Raw genomic sequence first — 16,947 nt, forward strand, 5'->3', positions numbered from 1 at the left:
TGCTGAGGAGTCGCCAACGGGTCCGCGCAAAGCGCGGCCCGATGACAGGCTCCACGCCGTCTCGAACCATGAGGCCCCAGGATCGCTTACGGCCATCCTTCAAGACGCGCGCAAAATGCGAGCCCCTCAGGATGAGGTCCGAGTGCGTTGCGCTAGACGACGACGGAGAGCCGCTTCGCCGCCCGCGTGATGCCGGTGTAGAGCCACCGCGCCCGGCTGTCCTGGAAGGCAAAGCTCTCGTCGAACAGCACGACATCGTCCCATTGCGAGCCCTGCGACTTGTGCACGGTCAGCACATAGCCGTAGTCGAACTCGTCATAGGGCTTGCGCTGTTCCCACGGGATGCCTTCGATGCCGCCCTCGAAACATTCGCCGCGCACCGAGACTTTCGTCACCTTGTGCCCGAACTCCTCGTCGGGAGAGACGCGCATGGTGACGATCCTGGATTTCGACTGCGCGCGCGACTTCACCCGCCACAGGCCGCCGTTGAACAGGCCCTTCTTGCGGTTGTTGCGCAGGCACACCAGCTTGTCGCCGGCCACCGGCAGCGGCTCCTCGATGCTCTGCTTCTGCCGGATCCGCATGTTGTAGGCGCGGCGGGTGTTGTTGCGCCCGACCAGCACCTGGTCGGTCTTCATCACCCGCTCGGGATCCAGCTCCCTGCGCGAGATGACGTCGCTCTCGCCGTAGCGGCCGATCTCGAGCTCGCGGCCTTCGCGGATGTCCATCGACATCCGCACGATCGGATCGTCTTGCGCCTGCCGGTGCACTTCGGTGAGCATCGCGTCAGGTTCGGCATCGGTGAAGAAGCCACCGCCCGCGATCGGCGGCAACTGCGCGGGGTCGCCGAGCACGAGGAGGGGACAGTCGAACGACAGCAGATCGCGGCCGAGCTCGGCATCGACCATCGAACATTCGTCGACCACGATCAGCTTGGCCTTCGACGCCGGCGCATCGTCCCACAATTCGAAGCTCGGCTGCTCGACGCCGGACTCTCGGGCGCGGTAGATCAGCGAATGGATGGTGGAGGCGTTGTCGCAGCCCTTGTTGCGCATGACCAGCGCCGCCTTGCCGGTGAAGGCGGCGAATTTCACCTCGCCATCGACGCCTTCGGCGACGTGCCGCGCCAGCGTGGTCTTGCCGGTTCCGGCATAGCCGAACAGGCGGAACACGGGGGGCGTGCCGTTCTTGCCCGGTTTGGCCTTGAGCCAGTCGGCAACGGCCTTGAGCGCGGAATCCTGATGCGGCGTGAAGCTGGTCATGGTGTTGGGCGAGGGAAGAGGCGTGGCCTTTTGCCGCGACTCAGGGAGCCATCAACCTAACCATTGGAAACGACGGCGCAAGTCGCGCCGACACGCTGTGAACGCGGGAAAAAGCGTAGTATTCTCAGTGCTTTCAGTCTGCTAAATTTGCTGCACCGTTCGGCCAACCTCGTTTTGCATTGATCTAACGCAACGACGTTCTGCATCTGACACTTAGAATGATTACCCGGTGACGACGATGTCGACCGGAGATTCGCAATGTTGCGGTCTTCCCTTCTTCACGAGTTTTTGGAGCACGGGTCATCTGGCCCGTAGAGGACATGTCGCTCTCGCGTCGCGCATTGCTGTCTGCTGTATTTCCGATCGCATCCGGCGATGCGCCGAGCACGCCTAGCGTGGATGAGCGGCCGCCGGTTGCCAGCGTCTCCACCACAAACATCTGCGTCGAGCGGCATGGCGTGACCTGCCGGCGTTGCGCGGAGGTCTGCGATCATTCCGCGATCCGAATCCTTGCCCGCGAGGGGCAGGGCGCCGTCATCGATGCCGCGGCCTGCACGGGTTGCGGCGATTGCGTCCCCATCTGCCCCGTCGAGGCGATCATCATGGTACCTCGCGAGCGGGTCGAGCTCGCATCCGAAGTTGCAAGGCTGGTTGCCGGTCATGGCTGAAACCCAAAATATCTGCGGCATCGCCGTCTATCTCGCGCCGAATGCCGGAGCGGATCTCACGGCCAGAATCCGGGCGCTGCCCGGTGTCGAACTGCACGCCGCATCCGGCGAGCGCCGGCTTGCTGCGACCGTCGTCGATACGCCGTCATCGATGGCCATCGATCAGATCGCGGCGATCCATCGCATGCCCGGTGTTGTCGCCGCCTCGCTGATTTTTCACGCGGTGGATGAGGCGGACAGTGAGACCGATGCCTGCCGGGACAATTCCTGTGAAGACAATTCCTGCGAAGACAATGCGGCGTGCTGTGCACGTGCCGGCCATCAGGCCGACGGCACCACGCCGATCCAGCAACCCGTGATTCGCTGAGCGGAGACCGAAAATGGACACGCAATTGACCGATACCAATGAAATCAAGGCCACCCGCCGCGAGGCACTCAAGGCTGCCGCAGCGGTTGCCGCCGCCTCGACGATCGGGGCAGCGCTGCCGGAAGCTGCCATGGCGCAGGCCGGCAAGACCGACGGCATCCGGTGGGACAAGGGCGTCTGCCGCTTCTGCGGCACGGGATGTGGCGTCATCGTCGGCACCAAGAACGGCAAGGTCGTTGCGACCCAGGGCGATCCCGATGCGCCGGTCAACCGCGGCCTCAACTGCATCAAGGGATACTTCCTGTCGAAGATCATGTACGGCGAAGACCGGCTGATGCAGCCGCTGCTGCGCATGAAGAACGGCAAGTTCGACAAGAACGGCGAATTCGCCCCGATCTCATGGGACGACGCCTTCAAGATCATGGCCGAGAAGTGGAAGGCGGCGCTGAAGGCGAGCGGCCCCTCGGCGGTCGGCATGTTCGGTTCGGGCCAATGGACGATCTGGGAGGGCTACGCCGCGGCCAAGCTGTTCAAGGCCGGCTTCCGGACCAACAATCTCGATCCGAACGCGCGCCACTGCATGGCCTCAGCCGTTGCCGGTTTCATGCGCACCTTCGGCATCGACGAGCCGATGGGTTGCTACGACGACCTGGAGCAGGCCGATGCGTTCGTGCTCTGGGGCGCGAACATGGCGGAGATGCATCCGATTCTCTGGTCGCGCCTAACCGATCGCCGCCTGACGCATGAAGGCTGCGAGGTCCACGTTCTCTCCACCTTTGAACACCGCTCGTTCGAACTGGCGGACAATCCGATGATCTTCACGCCGCACGGCGATCTGGCGATCCTCAACTACATCCAGAACTACATCGTCAATACCGGGGCGGTGAACAAGGATTTCGTCGAGAAGCACATCGAGTTCGCGTCGACCGTGACCGATATCGGCTATGGCCTGCGCCCGACGAATGCGCTCGAGGTGAAGGCGGTCAACGCCTCGCACAAGGCCGGCAAGGACGGTGCGCTCGATCCGGCCGGAATGAAGGACAAGATCGGCTTCGACGAATACAAGAAGCTGCTCGAGCCCTACACGCTCGACTACGCCCACAAGGCCTCCGGCGTGCCGAAGGAGAATCTCGAGCGGCTGGCCAAGCTCTACGCCGACCCGAAGAAGAAGATCATCTCCTACTGGACGATGGGCTTCAACCAGCACACGCGCGGCACGTGGGTCAACAACATGATCTACAACGTGCACCTCCTGACCGGGAAGATCTCGGAGCCGGGCAACGGCCCGTTCTCGCTGACCGGCCAGCCGTCGGCTTGCGGCACCGCGCGCGAGGTCGGCACCTTCGCGCACCGCCTGCCGGCCGACATGGTCGTCACCAATCCGAAGCATCGCGCCGAGACGGAGAAGGTCTGGCAGCTCCCCGAAGGCACGCTGCCGGGCAACATCGGTTACCACGCCGTGGTGCAGCACCGCATGCTGAAGGACGGCAAGCTGAACGCCTATTGGGTCCAGTGCACCAACAACATGCAGACGGCCCCGAACATGAACGAGGAGGGCTATCCCGGTTACCGCAATCCGGCCAATTTCGTCGTCGTCTCCGATCCCTATCCGACCGTCACGGCACTTGCGGCGGACCTCATCCTGCCCACGGCGATGTGGATGGAGAAAGAGGGCGCCTATGGCAACGCCGAGCGGCGCACGCAGTTCTGGCGGCAGCAGGTGAAGGCGCCCGGCGAAGCGCGCTCCGACCTGTGGCAGCTCATGGAATTCTCGAAGCACTTCAAGCTCGAGGAAGTATGGCCGGAAGAGCTGATCGCCAAGAAGCCCGAGTGGCGCGGCAAGACCCTGTTCGACGTGCTCTATGCCAATGGCGAAGTGAACAGGTTCCCGATCACCGAATGCCAGAAGGGCTATGACAACTCCGAGAGTGCGGCCTTCGGCTTCTATGTTCAGAAGGGCCTGTTCGAGGAGTATGCGAAGTTCGGCCGCGGGCATGCGCACGACTTGGCGGACTTCGAGCAATACCATCAGACACGCGGCCTGCGCTGGCCGGTGGTCAACAACAAGGAAACGCTGTGGCGCTTCCGCGAAGGCTACGATCCCTATGTGAAGCCGGGCGAGGGCTTTTCCTTCTACGGCAAGCCCGACAAGAAGGCGCGGATCATCTTCTGCCCGGTCGAGCCGGCTGCCGAGACGCCCGACAAGGAGTTCGACCTGTGGCTGTGCACCGGTCGTGTGCTGGAGCACTGGCACTCCGGGTCGATGACCCGCCGCGTGCCCGAGCTGCATCGCTCCGTGCCGGCCGCGACGCTGTTCATGCATCCGGACGATGCGGCCGACCGCAAGCTCCTGCGCGGCCAGCCGGTGAAGATCCAGACCAAGCGCGGCGAAGTGGTCACGCGGGTGGAGACCAAGGGACGCAACAAGCCGCCCCGCGGGCTCGTCTACTTCCCATTCTTCGACGAGAGCCAGCTCGCTAACAAGCTCACGCTTGATGCGACCTGCCCGATCTCGAAGGAGACCGACTTCAAGAAGTGCGCCTGCCGCGTGGTGTCCGCCTGATTTCGATGGAATGAACTATGGCGGAGACAGGTGCAGGCATTCCGGGCGATCCGCGGCGCCGCAAGGCGCTGCAGGAGATGGCACGTTTCGGCGGCGGTGCAGCCGTCGCCGCGACGCTGCTGACCGCATTCGGCGTGTCCTCACGCGCCAAGCCCGCGCAGGCGCTGCGGCCTCCGGGCGCGCGGCCTGAAAAGGAATTCCTGTCGGCCTGCGTCCGCTGCGGCCTCTGTGTCCGCGACTGTCCCTACGACACCCTGAATCTCGCGGACTGGGCGGACGGTCCGGCGGTGGGAACGCCGTTCTTCGTGGCACGCAACGTGCCCTGCGAGATGTGCGACAACATTCCCTGCGTGAAGGCGTGCCCGACCGGCGCGCTCGATCATTCTCTCACGGACATCGCAAAGGCGAAGATGGGCGTGGCCGTGATCACCAGCCGCGAGACCTGCCTCAACCTGCAGGGATTGCGCTGCGACGTCTGTTATCGGGTTTGCCCCGCGCTCGGCAAGGCGATCACGCTGGAAACCTCGCACAACGTCCGCACCTCGAAACACGCCATCTTCGAACCCGTCGTCCACGCCGAATATTGCACCGGCTGCGGCAAGTGCGAGAAATCCTGCGTTCTGACCGAGGCCGCGATCAAGGTGCTGCCGATCGAGATCACCGCGCTGAAACAGGACGAGCACTACCGGCGCGGCTGGGAAGAAAAGAAGAAGGCCGGCGGCGCGCTCGTCGATGCGCCGCTCAAGCTGCCGGTGCGCAAGCCCGAGGCGGGAGGCGCACCATGACCGCGAAGGCCAGACCTTATGTGGAGGCGCGGAAGGAGAAGGGCCTTTGGGCGTCGTCGCAGTTCCTGCTGCTGCGCCGGACGAGCCAGCTGTTCTTCCTGGCGCTGTTCCTCTCGGGGCCGCTGTTCGGCATCTGGATAGCCAAGGGCACATTGGCGTCGTCCATGACGCTCGGCGTGCTGCCGCTGACCGATCCCTTCATCCTCCTGCAGTCGCTCGCGGCGCGGCACTGGCCCGAGGCGCTCTCGGTGCTGGGTGCGGCAATCGTGCTGGGCGGCTACTTGCTGCTCGGCGGCCGCAGCTATTGCGCCTGGGTGTGCCCGGTCAATCCGGTGGCCGATCTCGCCGCCTGGCTGAGGCGGCGGCTGGGAATCACATATACGGCCAAGATTCGCCCGGAGCTGCGGCTCTACTTCGTCGGCGCGGTCCTCGTCGCCTCGGCGCTGTCCGGCTCGATCGCGTGGGAGCTGATCAATCCGGTTACCGCGCTGCATCGGGCGCTGGTGTTCGGCCTCTGGTTCGGCGCGGGCGGTGCGGCGGCGATCTTCGTATTCGATCTGTTCGTGGCCAGGCATGGCTGGTGCGGCCATCTCTGCCCCGTCGGCGCGTTCTACGGCCAGATCGGCAAGGTGGCGCTGCTGCGCGTGGCAGCCGGCAATCGCACCGCCTGCAACGACTGCATGGACTGCTTCGCCGTATGCCCGGAGCCGCATGTCATAAGCCCCGCGCTCAAGGGCGAGCGCCTCGGCCTCGGTCCCGTTATCACCTCAGGCGACTGCACGCTCTGCGGGGCCTGCATCGACGTCTGCTCCAAGCGCGTCTTCAATCTGGGCCTGCGTGCCCGCAACGGCGCGCCCTCCACCGATTCCGCGATCGTGCCAGCTTCCGCTGTGCGCGTCGCCCCACCCCGTCGCAGTCCTTGAAAGGGTCATCCCATGACGCTTGTTCGATTTGTTCCACTGATTGCGGTCCTGGCCGTGGTACTCGCAGTTCCCTTTGCCGTGGTGGGCCCGCTGGCGCAGGAAGCCAAGGCGCCGAAGGCGTTGCGTGAGGCGCCGCTGACCGATGTGTCCGCGGCTCCAGACGTCACCAAGCAATCCGTGCCGGCGGGCGGCTTCGAGCGCGCCTATCGCCAGCAGCCGCCGCTGATTCCTCACAAGGTCGACGGCTACCAGATCACGACCGAGAACAATGCCTGCATGGGCTGCCATGACTGGCCCGGCAACACGCGGGTCAATGCGCCGAAAATCTCGGAAACGCACTATGTCGACCGGCAGGGCGTCCGGCTAGATAAGGTCGCGGGCACGCGCTACTTCTGCCAGCAGTGCCATGTGCCGCAGGTCGACGCCAAGCCGCTGGTCGGCAACATGTTCAAGAACGCGACGCAAGCGAAGTGAGGCGACAATGTCGGATACCAACACTGTCGCTGCTTCGGCAGCACCGCGGCCGGGCTTCCTCGGGAGGCTCTGGCGCTGGTTTCTCTCGCCCACGGCCCGCTTTGCCTGGGGTCTGATCATCATCGTCGGATTTGTCGCCGGCGTCATCTTCTGGGGCGGCTTCAACTGGGCGATGGAGGCGACGAACACGGAAACGTTCTGCATCTCCTGTCACGAGATGAAAGAAAACGTTTACGTCGAGTATCGCAACACGCCGCATTACTCCAATCGCACCGGCGTGCGCGCGAGTTGCCCGGACTGCCACGTGCCCAAGGATTGGACCCACAAGGTCGTTCGCAAGATCCAGGCATCGAACGAGTTGTTTCACAAGATGATGGGCTCGATCGACACGCCGGAGAAATTCGCCGCGCACCGTCTCGACCTGGCCAAGAACGTCTGGCGGTCCATGAAGACCACGGATTCGCGCGAATGCCGCAACTGTCACAAGTTCGATCACATGGAGTATTCCGTACAGGAGCCGCGAGCCTCGAAACTCCATCAGACCGCGTTTGCGCAAGGCAAGACCTGCATCGATTGTCATCAGGGCATCGCCCACAAGCTCCCGCCGAAGGCGCAGGAGGCCTACCGCGACATGCTGGATCACATCGACGAGGTCGGACCGCTGCAAAAACTGGTCGATTTCCTGCAGGACGCCGACGTGGCCCGCGCGAAGGCGGCGCGCTGAAGGCAGTTCCATGCGCTGATTGAAGGCGGGGCGGCAGGCCGCCCTGCCTGGCCATGTCGGACCCGTGCCGGCCTGCGTCCGCCAGTCGGCGTGGCGCGGCCGGGCGCCGCCTCGATCCGGGTCCGTGGATGGAATGAATGCTGACAGAAAGAGTTTTCCGACGGGCATTGATCGCCGTTGCGCTCGCGGGACTTGTCCTTGGCCTCGTGGCATGGGCGCTCGGGCGCACGGAATTGTCAGGATGGATCTGGGCGTCCGGCACGGCCCCCGTTGTCGCCGGCTTGCTGGTCGCGATGATTCGTGACTTTGTCGCGGGCCGCGTCGGGGTCGATGCGATCGCGTTTGTTTCGATGTTCGCGGCGCTCATGCTCGGGGAAAACCTGGCAGCGATCGTCGTGGCGGTCATGTATGCCGGCGGCAACGTTCTCGAAGACCTTGCGGTCGCACGTGCCGAACGGGACCTGAAGTCCCTGGTCGATCGGGCGCCGCGGACCGCCCACCGCCGGCAGGACGGTTCGATCGCCGACGTGCCGATCGAGCAAATCGCCATTGGCGATACAATTCTGGTGCGGGGCGGCGAAGTGATCCCCATTGACGGGATCATCGCAAGCCCGGGCGCAACGATCGATGAGGCGGTGCTGACCGGCGAGCCGATCCCGGTGGTGCGTCGCCAGGGCGAGCCGGCGAGAAGCGGCACGGTCAATGCAGGCGATACATTCGAGATGCGTGCCACCGCCACTGCCGGTGAAAGCACCTATGCGGGCATCGTGAAACTGGTCAACGCCGCGCAGACCGCGAAGGCGCCATTCATCCGGCTTGCAGATCGGTATGCCTTGTTGCTGTTTCCCGTCGCCCTGCTGGTGGCCGGCGGCGCCTGGCTGATGTCCGGCGATCCGATCCGCGGACTGGCGGTATTGGTCGCCGCCACGCCGTGCCCGCTGATCCTGGCAGCGCCGGTTGCGTTCATCGCCGGCGTCGCGCAGGCGGCGGGCCACGGCATCCTCATCAAGGGCGGGACTCCCTTCGAGGCACTGGCTCGAACGCACACGGTGATTTTCGACAAGACCGGAACATTGACGGTCGGGGGTGCCCGGCTTGTCGCCATTGAAAGCGCTCCAGGCGTCGGCCCCGATGAGGTTCTCCGGTTGGCGGGCTCGATCGAGCAAGCGTCGCACCATGTTGTGGCAGAAACCATCGTCGAACACGCCCGAAAGAAAGGCCTGGCCTTGGCCATCCCGACCGAGGTGCGCGAGACAATGGGTTCCGGCCTGCAGGGAAGAATTGGCGACCAACTCGTCTGCGTCGGCTCACATCAGCTGGTCCATGGCGGACGCAAGCCCGAGGAGTGGGCGGTGCGCGCACTGCGGCGCGCCGCCTGGCGATCGGCCCTCAGCGTTTTCGTATCCGTCGATGGTCGAGCCATCGGCGCCCTCCTGCTCGGCGATGAGCTTCGCCGGGAGACGCCGCGCGCCATACAGTCATTGCGATCGGCCGGGGTATCGCGGATCATCATGCTGACGGGCGACCGCGCCGATGCCGCAGAGGCAATAGGCGCAGCACTAGACCTCGATGCCGTGCTCGCCGATCGTGTTCCCTCCGACAAGGTTGATGCGGTCACCGTCGAGCAGCGCCTGCACCCGACCGTGATGGTCGGAGACGGGATCAATGATGCTCCCGCCCTGGCAGCAGCCGGAGTAGGCATTGCGATGGGAGCGAGAGGCGCCAGCGCCTCGTCGGAAGCAGCCGACGTCGTCATTCTGGTCGATCGCCTGGACCGGGTATCGGACGCGGTCTCCATTGCAAGACGCGCCCGCAGGATTGCGGTTCAAAGCATTCTGGCCGGCCTGTCCTTGTCCGGGATCGCGATGGCCTTTGCCGCCATTGGCTGGTTGCCCCCTGTCGCGGGGGCGCTCGCGCAGGAAGCGATCGATGTGGCCGTGATCCTCAATGCGTTGAGGGCTCTGATGCCCGGCCGTCGATTTGGCCATCCTGCCATGCCGGCCGCAACCGTTACGGCGCTGCTGCATGATCACGAGCGGGTGGAAGCCAGTCTGAACAGGCTTCGCGAAATCGCCGATGCGCTCGACGACGCCGAGCCGGGCACGGCGGTCACGTTGATCTTGGAGGCAAATCGCATCATCGAGCGGGAGATCGTGAAGCACGAGAAAGACGACGAGACGATCGTATACCCCGACCTTGCCAGGTATCTGCCCGATCGTCATGGCCTCGGCGCGATGGGACGCGCCCATCGCGAAATCATGCATCTCGGCCGCCTTCTGAGCCAGCTCGCCGACGGGCTCACGCCCAATGATGCGGATCGCTATCTCATCCGTGACGCCCAGCGCGTCATCGAATCGGTCGAGGCGTTGGTGCGCATTCATAACGCCCAGGAGGAAGACATCTACGAGCACGCCCAGCGACACGGGTCGCCGTAGCTCGAATTGCAGCTGCCCCTGCCGTTTCTCCCGCGCGGCGGAATAGCGGGGATGCTGGACTCAATCCTCCGCGGGAATAGACTGAGGACAACAAGAGATTGCCGCGGGGAGAGACGTCATGAAGTTCGGTATCTTTTACGAGCTGCAACTGCCGAGGCCCTGGGTCGAGGGCGACGAACTGAGGCTTTACCAGGATGCGCTGACGCAGCTCGAAACCGCGGATAGCCTGGGCTACGACTACGCCTGGGTGGTCGAGCATCATTTCCTGGAAGAATATTCGCATTCGCCTTCGCCGGAATCCTTCCTCGCCGCCGCCAGCCAGCGCACCAAGCAGATCAGGCTCGGTCACGGTATCTTCCAGCTCACTACCAACCACCCGGCGCGTGTCGCCGAGCGCGTCGCGGTGCTGGATCTCCTCTCCAACGGCCGCTGCGAGTTCGGCATGGGCGAGAGCGCATCGATCACGGAACTGACGCCGTTCGGCCGCGACATGGAGACCAAGCGCGAGGTGTTCGAGGAAGCCGTTCAGGCGATCTTCCCGATGTTCACCAGGATCGGCACCGAGCACCACGGCAAGTATTTCGACATTCCGCTCCGCAACGTCGTGCCGAAGCCGGTGCAGAAACCGCATCCGCCGCTGTGGATGGCCTGCTCGCAGTTGCCGACCATCGAGCGCGCCGGCGAGAACGGCTTTGGCGCGCTCGGCTTCCAGTTCGTCAGCGCCGATGCGGCGCATGCCTGGGTGCACGCCTATTACAACGCCATCACCAAGCGGCTGAAGAAGCTCGCCGACTACGTGATCAATCCGAACATGGCGCTGGTGTCGTTCTTCATGTGCGCCGAGACCGATGAAGAGGCTCGCCGCCGCGCCGACGGCGCCACCTTCTTCCAGTTCGCGTTGCGCTATTATGGTCAGGCCCAGAACCGCCAGCGTCCGGCGCCCGGCACCGTCAACATGTGGGACGAGTACAACAAGTGGAAGCGCGAGAATCCGGAAGCGCAGGAGGCGGCGCTGCGCGGCGGCCTGATCGGCTCGCCGGAAACCCTGCGCAAGAAACTGCGGCGCTTCCGCACCTCGCATATCGACCAGGTGATCCTGCTCAACCAGGCCGGCAAGAACAGCCACGAGCATATCTGCGAGTCGCTCGACCTGTTCGCCAGGGAAGTGATGCCGGAATTCCGGCACGATCCCGAGCATGACGCCTGGAAGAAGGGCGTGCTCGACGGCTCGATCCAGCTGGAGGAGATCGACACCGAGGCCTTCACGGACCGCTACGGCAAGCTCGCGGTCAGCGTGGCGCCGTCGAAGGTCGCAGCGGGTTAGGCAGTGCGGATGCCGATGTGATGAAACGCCTCGCCACCTGGGCTTTCTACGCCGTCGGCGCGCTCGCGATCGCCTATCTCGCGCTCTATGCCTATGTGACTTTCACCGGACGGGATTTCACGCCCGGCGATCCCATTCATATTTTCCGCAAGCCTGACGCGCCGAGCTATTCGTGAGCAGTATGCCGGCATAACGGCCCCCATTGCTTCGTGGACGGGATCCTCGCAGTGTCGGCGCGGGCTACCCCGCCACCGCCGCGCGGTGATAGTCGCCCGCACCGGCCGGCGTGATCGGGATGCCGCCGTCGGCGTATTCGTTGAGCTTGTTGCGCAGCGTTCTTATCGAGATGCCGAGGATGTTGGCGGCATGGGTCCGGTTGCCCAGGCAGTGCTTCAGCGTCTCCAGGATCAGGTCGCGCTCGACATCGGCCACGGTGCGGCCGACCAGGGCCCGCGTCACCTGCTCGGCGGCGAGCGTCGCATGCGCCACGGCCGGCGCGGTCTTGGCGAGGTCGAGGCGGTCGCCGTCCGGGGTGAGGATCGCATCGGCGCCGATCTCGTCGCCCTGCGCCATCAGCACCGAACGATGGATGGTGTTTTCCAGCTCGCGGACGTTGCCCTGCCAGCGGTTGGCGGTGAGCACGCGCTTGGCGTCTGCCGACAGCGGCCGCAACGGCACGCCGTTGGCCTCCGCGTATTTCTTGGCAAAGTGCTGCGCCAGTTCGAGGATGTCGGCCGGGCGCTCGCGCAGCGGCGGGATCTTCAGGTTGACGACGTTGAGGCGGAACAGCAGGTCCTCGCGGAAGGTGCCCTCACGCACGGCCTCCTGCAGGTTGCGGTTCGACGTTGCGATGATGCGGATGTCGACGGGCACGGGCTTGGTGCCGCCGACGCGGTCGATCACGCGCTCCTGGATCGCGCGGAGCAGCTTCGACTGCAGCCGCACGTCCATCTCGGAGATTTCGTCGAGCAGCAGCGTGCCGCCGGTCGCCTCCTCGAACTTGCCGATGCGGCGGGCGATCGCGCCGGTGAAGGCGCCCTTCTCGTGGCCGAACAGCTCCGACTCCAGCAGGTGTTCGGGGATCGCAGCGCAGTTGATCGAGATGAACGGCCGCTTGGCGCGGGCCGAGCGGGCGTGGACATAGCGCGCCAGCACTTCCTTGCCGGTTCCGGACTCGCCGGTGATCATCACGGAGGCATCGGAGCCCGCGATCTGCTGCGCCAGCTTGATCACCTTGCCCATGGCCTCGTCGCGCCAGACGAGGTCGCGCGAGTCGTTGGCGACGGCGGCGAGCACGGCGGCGATCAGCTCGGGGTCGGGCGGCAGCGGGATGTATTCCTTGGCGCCGGCATGAATGGCGGCAACCGCGGCGCGGGCGTCGTTGGTGATGCCGCAGGCGACGATCGGCACATGGATGTGCTCGGCTTCCAGCCGCATCACGAGGTCGCGGATGTCGAGCCCGACATCGACCATCAGCAGGTCGGCGCCCTTGCCGCCGCGCAGCACGTTCATCGCCTGCTCGTTGCCCTCGGCATGGGTCACCGAAGCGCCGTTGTCCATCGCGATCTTGGTGGCGGTGGTGAGCTGGCCCTTCAATGTGCCGACGATGAGAAGCCGCATGATAGTCTCCTGTTCTTATGCTTCGCCGTTCCCGGCGCCTTGTCGTCTGTGCGACGTGCTAGTTGCGTTCCGCCTTGATGATTTCCGTCATGGTCACGCCGAGCTTGTCTTCGACCAGCACGACCTCGCCGCGCGCAACCAGGCGATTGTTGACGTAGATGTCGATGGATTCGCCGACGCGGCGGTCGAGCTCGAGCACGGTGCCGGGCCCGAGCTTCAGGAGCTCGCCCACGTCCATCTTGGAACGGCCGAGCACGGCGGAAACCTGCACCGGCACGTCGAACACGGCTTCGAGATCGGCGGCGATGCGCGAGGCGTTCTCGTCCTCGTGGTAGCCGATATCGTCGGTGGGCGGCGCCTCGGCGGCGTTGAGGTCGGGAAGCGGGACCTGTGCGTCGGTGTCACTCATGGTTCATCCTCAGGGCCTCTCGCCCTCGTTGCGGGGTGCCAGGTAGCGCCCGACAAGTTCGCTGATCTTGGTCTCGATGGCGGCGCGATCCAGCACCACGCCGCCGTCGGCCCATTCGATCCGGCAGTCGCCGGTGGCAATCGTCGGCTCGGCCAGGATCACCAGCCGGCCTTCGAAGCCGGCGTGCGCGGCAAGCCGCTCGATTTGCGTCCGCGCGGCGTCGTAAAGGCTGTCGTTGATCCGCACCACCAGATGCGGCGTCGCCACCAGGTGCGAGAAGCAATCGGAGACCAGCGCGGTAATCTCGCCGAGCGGCTCGCGCGCGATCAATTCGGCACAGAGCTTGCGCGCGACCGCGACTGCGACGTCGACGGCCTCGGTCTCCATCCGGTTCTCGATGCCGTTGACGCGCGAGGCGATCGCCCTGATCGCGATGGCGATCTCCTCCAGCGCCAGCGCCGTGCGACGGTCGCTCTCGGCCTTGGCCTCGCGCTGCGCCGCATCGTAGCCGGCGCGATAGGCGCGCGCCTCGGCTTCGCCGATCCTCTCGGCGATCTCGGCCGCGGTCGCCGCCCTTTCCTTCTTGTCGGGGGCGGAGAAGTCGACGTCGAACAGGAATTTTGCGGGGGCTGCCATCAGTACACCAGCTCGTCGTCGGCGCGGTTCTTGGTCAGGGTGATTTCACCCTTGGCGGCGAGATCCTTGGCGAGGTTGACCAGCAGCGCCTGCGCCTCGTCGACGTCGCGCAGCCGCACCGGACCCATCGCGGCCATGTCGTCCAGCAGCATCTTGCCGGCGCGCGAGGACATGTTGCCGAGGAAGAAGGCGCGCACCTCCTCGTTGGCGCTCTTCAGCGCCACGCCGAGCTTGTCCTTGTCGACGTTGCGCATCAGCGTCTGGGCGGAGGCCGAATCCAGCTTGATCAGGTCGTCGAAGGTGAACATCAGCGCCTTGATGCGCTCGGCCGCCTCGCGGTTGTCCTCTTCCAGCGAGGTGATGAAGCGGGTTTCGGTCTGGCGGTCGAAATTGTTGAAGATTTCCGCCATCACCTCATGGGCGTCGCGGCGGCGGGTCTGCGACAGGTTCGACATGAATTCGGAGCGCAGCGTCTGCTCGACGCGCTCGATGACTTCCTTCTGCACCGCCTCCATCTTCAGCATGCGGTTGACGACGTCGAGCGCCATGTCCTCGGGCAGGATCGCCAGCACGCGCGCGGCATGTTCCGATTTCAGCTTCGACAGCACCACCGCAATGGTCTGCGGGTATTCGTTCTTCAGATAGTTGGCCAGCACCTCTTCCTGCACGTTGGAGAGCTTCTCCCACATGTTGCGGCCGGCCGGGCCGCGGATCTCGTCCATGATGCCGACCACGCGCTCGCTCGGAAGATATTGCTGCAGCAAACGCTCGGTGGCGTCGAAATTGCCCATCAGCGCGCCGGAAGCCGACATGCGGGAGACGAATTCGAGCAGCAGGTCTTCCACCGTATCGGCCTCGACGGTGCCGAGCGTCGACATGTGGATCGACAGCTCGCGCACCTCGTCGTCGTCGAGCAGCGCCCAAACCTTGCCGCCATATTGCTCGCCGAGCGCCAGCATCAGGATGGCCGCCCGCTTGGCTCCGCTCAATGGCTGGCTCTTCGGACGGTTGTTCTGCCGACTCGCCAGCGAGGAGATGACGGTGGTGATGTCGCTGGCGTTTGCTTGGGGGGCTGCCATGTCAGATCACGCGGGCTGGGTTTCTTCGCTCAGCCATTGACGGATAATGGAGGCGGTTTCGTTGGGGTTGCGTTCGGCGAGCTCGCCGACGCGGTGGACGGCCTGGGCATGGACCTGGCCCTGGACCTGGGCGACGTCGATCAGGTGGTTGGCGTTGCTGCCGGGCAAGAGTGGCTGGCCGGGCGCTCCGGCCTCGCCGGCCTTGCCCTCGGCCAGCGCCGGCACGGCGGCGGTATCGCTCAGCGCCGGAATGACTTCGGCCGCCAGGATGCGCTTGACCAGCGGACGGATCACCATGAACAGCACCACGAGGCCGAGCAGCATCATCACGCCGAGCTCGATGACGTACATGACGTCGTCCTTGGTGAACTGGAACATGCCGAGGATGCCGGCCGGCTCGACCACCGCGGGAACGCTAGGCGGCTCGGCAAAGCGCAGGTTGACCACTTCCACCTGGTCGCCGCGCTTCTGGTCGAAGCCGATCGCCGAGCGCACCAGGGCGGCGATGCGATCGAGCTGCTCCTTGGTGCGGTCCTGGTAGACCATCTCGCCCTTGTCGTTCTTGGCGTAGATACCGTCGACCAGCACCGCTACCGAGACGCGGTTGACGCGGCCCGCCTCGGTCACCTCCGTCTTGGTGGTGCGCGAGATCTCGTAATTGTTGGTTTCTTCGCTCTTCTTGCTCTGTTCGCGCGCGGCCGTCGTGCCGTCGTTACGCTGTTGACCGGGCAATTCGTTGTTGACGGTGACCTGGCCGTTGTTCTCGGCGGTCGCCGAGGATTCTTCGCGGCTCTGGCTCGAGCGCAGCACGCGGCCCTCGGGGTCGAAACGATCGGATGTCTGCGTCACCTTGTTGTAGTCGAAGTCGGCGGAGAGCTGGACCCGGGCGCGGCCCTGGCCGACCACGGAGGAGACGATGTCCTCGACCTGCTTGCGCAACCGCTTTTCGAAGGCGTTGCGGCGGTCGTCGCCGACCGCATTGTCTGCCTCGCTGGTGGCGCCGTCGGCCAACAGCTGGCCGGCCTCATCGACAATCGAGACCCGTTGCGGCTTCAGCCCGTTGACGGCGGAGGCCACGACATGGCGGATGGCACGGATCTGCTGCGGCTCCAGCGCGCCGCGGACCCGAACCACGATGGAGGCCGACGGCTCCGGCTTCTCGCGGGAGAACAGCGGCCGTTCCGGCAGCACCAAATGGACGCGGGCGGCCTGGACACGGTCGATGGCGCGGATGGTGCGGGAAAGCTCGCCCTCCAGCGCGCGCATGTGGTTGATGTTCTGGACGAAGCTGGTGGTGCCGAGCGCGTCCGACTTGTCGAAGATCTCGTAGCCGACGCCGCCGCCCTTGGGCAGGTTGCTCTCGGCGAGCTTCATGCGCAGCCGCGTCACCTTGTCCTTGGGCACCATGATGACGGCGCCTTCGTTGCGCAGCTCGAAGGGGATGGCCTGGCGCTCGAGGTCCTTGATGATGGCCGAAGAATCATCGCCCGAGAGGTCGGTGAAGAGCGTGGTCATCTGCGGCGTCGTGACGCGCATGATCACGAAGGCGAAGAAGGCGATCAGGCTGGCGGTAACCGCCACCATCGCCGCCAGCCGCGCCGCGCCAAGGCCTCTCAGGAAAGCAACGAGACTTTGCACCAACTGCCCCCAGGGATTCGGCCGAACCGGCCGAGGTGGG

The 16,947-nt window shown here is 65.0% G+C and carries 16 protein-coding genes; 10 read left to right on the plus strand and 6 right to left on the minus strand.

Annotation, left to right across the window (positions count from 1 at the left end):
- Nucleotides 1–152: 152 nt before the first annotated feature.
- A complete protein-coding gene (locus HZB49_RS17045; protein ID WP_291613404.1) occupies nucleotides 153–1,262 on the minus strand; it encodes an ATP-dependent RecD-like DNA helicase in 1,110 nt (369 codons plus the stop codon).
- A 395-nt stretch (nucleotides 1,263–1,657) separates the two neighbouring features.
- Between HZB49_RS17045 and HZB49_RS17050 the strand changes: the two genes are divergently transcribed.
- From HZB49_RS17050 to HZB49_RS17095, 10 genes are all read left to right on the plus strand, one after another.
- The gene (locus HZB49_RS17050) at nucleotides 1,658–1,930 is read left to right on the plus strand and encodes a 4Fe-4S dicluster domain-containing protein (protein WP_291613406.1); all 273 of its coding nucleotides are present in this window, start codon (nucleotides 1,658–1,660) and stop codon (nucleotides 1,928–1,930) included.
- Nucleotides 1,923–2,297: a chaperone NapD gene (locus HZB49_RS17055; RefSeq protein ID WP_291613745.1), complete on the plus strand. Its 375-nt coding sequence runs from the start codon at nucleotides 1,923–1,925 to the stop codon at nucleotides 2,295–2,297. Before HZB49_RS17050 ends, HZB49_RS17055 begins: the two co-directional genes overlap by 8 nt.
- A gap of 13 nt (nucleotides 2,298–2,310) precedes the next feature.
- Entirely contained in the window at nucleotides 2,311–4,860 is a 2,550-nt protein-coding gene (gene napA, locus HZB49_RS17060) for a nitrate reductase catalytic subunit NapA (protein ID WP_291613408.1), read from the plus strand.
- A 17-nt stretch (nucleotides 4,861–4,877) separates the two neighbouring features.
- Nucleotides 4,878–5,645 carry a ferredoxin-type protein NapG gene (napG, locus tag HZB49_RS17065; RefSeq protein ID WP_291613410.1) on the plus strand — a complete coding sequence of 256 codons (768 nt, stop codon included), beginning with the start codon at nucleotides 4,878–4,880 and terminating at the stop codon, nucleotides 5,643–5,645.
- Nucleotides 5,642–6,568 (plus strand): quinol dehydrogenase ferredoxin subunit NapH, encoded by a 927-nt coding sequence (napH, locus tag HZB49_RS17070; protein WP_291613412.1) that lies wholly within the window; start codon nucleotides 5,642–5,644, stop codon nucleotides 6,566–6,568. Before napG ends, napH begins: the two co-directional genes overlap by 4 nt.
- A gap of 12 nt (nucleotides 6,569–6,580) precedes the next feature.
- Nucleotides 6,581–7,042 (plus strand): nitrate reductase cytochrome c-type subunit, encoded by a 462-nt coding sequence (locus HZB49_RS17075; RefSeq protein WP_291613415.1) that lies wholly within the window; start codon nucleotides 6,581–6,583, stop codon nucleotides 7,040–7,042.
- A 7-nt stretch (nucleotides 7,043–7,049) separates the two neighbouring features.
- The gene (locus HZB49_RS17080) at nucleotides 7,050–7,766 is read left to right on the plus strand and encodes a NapC/NirT family cytochrome c (RefSeq protein ID WP_291613416.1); all 717 of its coding nucleotides are present in this window, start codon (nucleotides 7,050–7,052) and stop codon (nucleotides 7,764–7,766) included.
- 137 nt (nucleotides 7,767–7,903) lie between these two features.
- On the plus strand, nucleotides 7,904–10,201 hold the full coding sequence (locus tag HZB49_RS17085; protein ID WP_291613417.1) for a heavy metal translocating P-type ATPase: 2,298 nt from the start codon (nucleotides 7,904–7,906) through the stop codon (nucleotides 10,199–10,201).
- Between the two features lie 118 nt (nucleotides 10,202–10,319).
- On the plus strand, nucleotides 10,320–11,525 hold the full coding sequence (locus HZB49_RS17090) for an LLM class flavin-dependent oxidoreductase (RefSeq protein ID WP_291613418.1): 1,206 nt from the start codon (nucleotides 10,320–10,322) through the stop codon (nucleotides 11,523–11,525).
- Nucleotides 11,526–11,545: 20 nt separating this feature from the next.
- On the plus strand, nucleotides 11,546–11,701 hold the full coding sequence (locus tag HZB49_RS17095; protein ID WP_291613419.1) for a hypothetical protein: 156 nt from the start codon (nucleotides 11,546–11,548) through the stop codon (nucleotides 11,699–11,701).
- A gap of 64 nt (nucleotides 11,702–11,765) precedes the next feature.
- Here the strand turns inward: HZB49_RS17095 and HZB49_RS17100 are convergent, their stop codons facing one another.
- The 5 genes from HZB49_RS17100 to fliF are packed head-to-tail and all read right to left on the minus strand — an operon-like array spanning nucleotide 11,766 to nucleotide 16,907.
- Nucleotides 11,766–13,145, minus strand: a complete 1,380-nt coding sequence (locus HZB49_RS17100) for a sigma-54 dependent transcriptional regulator (protein WP_291613420.1) — start codon at nucleotides 13,143–13,145, stop codon at nucleotides 11,766–11,768.
- A 58-nt stretch (nucleotides 13,146–13,203) separates the two neighbouring features.
- The gene (gene fliN / locus HZB49_RS17105; protein ID WP_291613421.1) at nucleotides 13,204–13,554 is read right to left on the minus strand and encodes a flagellar motor switch protein FliN; all 351 of its coding nucleotides are present in this window, start codon (nucleotides 13,552–13,554) and stop codon (nucleotides 13,204–13,206) included.
- A gap of 9 nt (nucleotides 13,555–13,563) precedes the next feature.
- Nucleotides 13,564–14,190, minus strand: coding sequence for a FliH/SctL family protein (locus tag HZB49_RS17110; RefSeq protein ID WP_291613422.1), 627 nt, complete (start codon nucleotides 14,188–14,190; stop codon nucleotides 13,564–13,566).
- The gene (gene fliG, locus HZB49_RS17115) at nucleotides 14,190–15,269 is read right to left on the minus strand and encodes a flagellar motor switch protein FliG (protein WP_291613423.1); all 1,080 of its coding nucleotides are present in this window, start codon (nucleotides 15,267–15,269) and stop codon (nucleotides 14,190–14,192) included. The genes HZB49_RS17110 and fliG overlap by 1 nt, the downstream gene beginning before the upstream one ends.
- Before the next feature lie 6 nt (nucleotides 15,270–15,275).
- Entirely contained in the window at nucleotides 15,276–16,907 is a 1,632-nt protein-coding gene (gene fliF / locus HZB49_RS17120; RefSeq protein ID WP_291613424.1) for a flagellar basal-body MS-ring/collar protein FliF, read from the minus strand.
- Nucleotides 16,908–16,947 lie beyond the last annotated feature (40 nt).

This window comes from Bradyrhizobium sp., assembly GCF_016219575.1.
GTDB lineage: Bacteria > Pseudomonadota > Alphaproteobacteria > Rhizobiales > Xanthobacteraceae > Bradyrhizobium.

Bases quoted from the DNA above. Each gene is read 5' to 3' on its own strand.
- HZB49_RS17100 (WP_291613420.1), bottom strand. From the start codon at position 13,145: ATGCGGCTTCTCATCGTCGGCACATTGAAGGGCCAGCTCACCACCGCC.
- HZB49_RS17080 (WP_291613416.1), top strand. From the start codon at position 7,050: ATGTCGGATACCAACACTGTCGCTGCTTCGGCAGCACCGCGGCCGGGC.
- fliG (WP_291613423.1), bottom strand. From the start codon at position 15,269: ATGGCAGCCCCCCAAGCAAACGCCAGCGACATCACCACCGTCATCTCC.
- napH (WP_291613412.1), top strand. From the start codon at position 5,642: ATGACCGCGAAGGCCAGACCTTATGTGGAGGCGCGGAAGGAGAAGGGC.
- napG (WP_291613410.1), top strand. From the start codon at position 4,878: ATGGCGGAGACAGGTGCAGGCATTCCGGGCGATCCGCGGCGCCGCAAG.
- napA (WP_291613408.1), top strand. From the start codon at position 2,311: ATGGACACGCAATTGACCGATACCAATGAAATCAAGGCCACCCGCCGC.
- HZB49_RS17090 (WP_291613418.1), top strand. From the start codon at position 10,320: ATGAAGTTCGGTATCTTTTACGAGCTGCAACTGCCGAGGCCCTGGGTC.
- HZB49_RS17110 (WP_291613422.1), bottom strand. From the start codon at position 14,190: ATGGCAGCCCCCGCAAAATTCCTGTTCGACGTCGACTTCTCCGCCCCC.
- HZB49_RS17075 (WP_291613415.1), top strand. From the start codon at position 6,581: ATGACGCTTGTTCGATTTGTTCCACTGATTGCGGTCCTGGCCGTGGTA.
- HZB49_RS17055 (WP_291613745.1), top strand. From the start codon at position 1,923: ATGGCTGAAACCCAAAATATCTGCGGCATCGCCGTCTATCTCGCGCCG.
- HZB49_RS17045 (WP_291613404.1), bottom strand. From the start codon at position 1,262: ATGACCAGCTTCACGCCGCATCAGGATTCCGCGCTCAAGGCCGTTGCC.
- HZB49_RS17085 (WP_291613417.1), top strand. From the start codon at position 7,904: ATGCTGACAGAAAGAGTTTTCCGACGGGCATTGATCGCCGTTGCGCTC.
- fliN (WP_291613421.1), bottom strand. From the start codon at position 13,554: ATGAGTGACACCGACGCACAGGTCCCGCTTCCCGACCTCAACGCCGCC.
- HZB49_RS17095 (WP_291613419.1), top strand. From the start codon at position 11,546: ATGAAACGCCTCGCCACCTGGGCTTTCTACGCCGTCGGCGCGCTCGCG.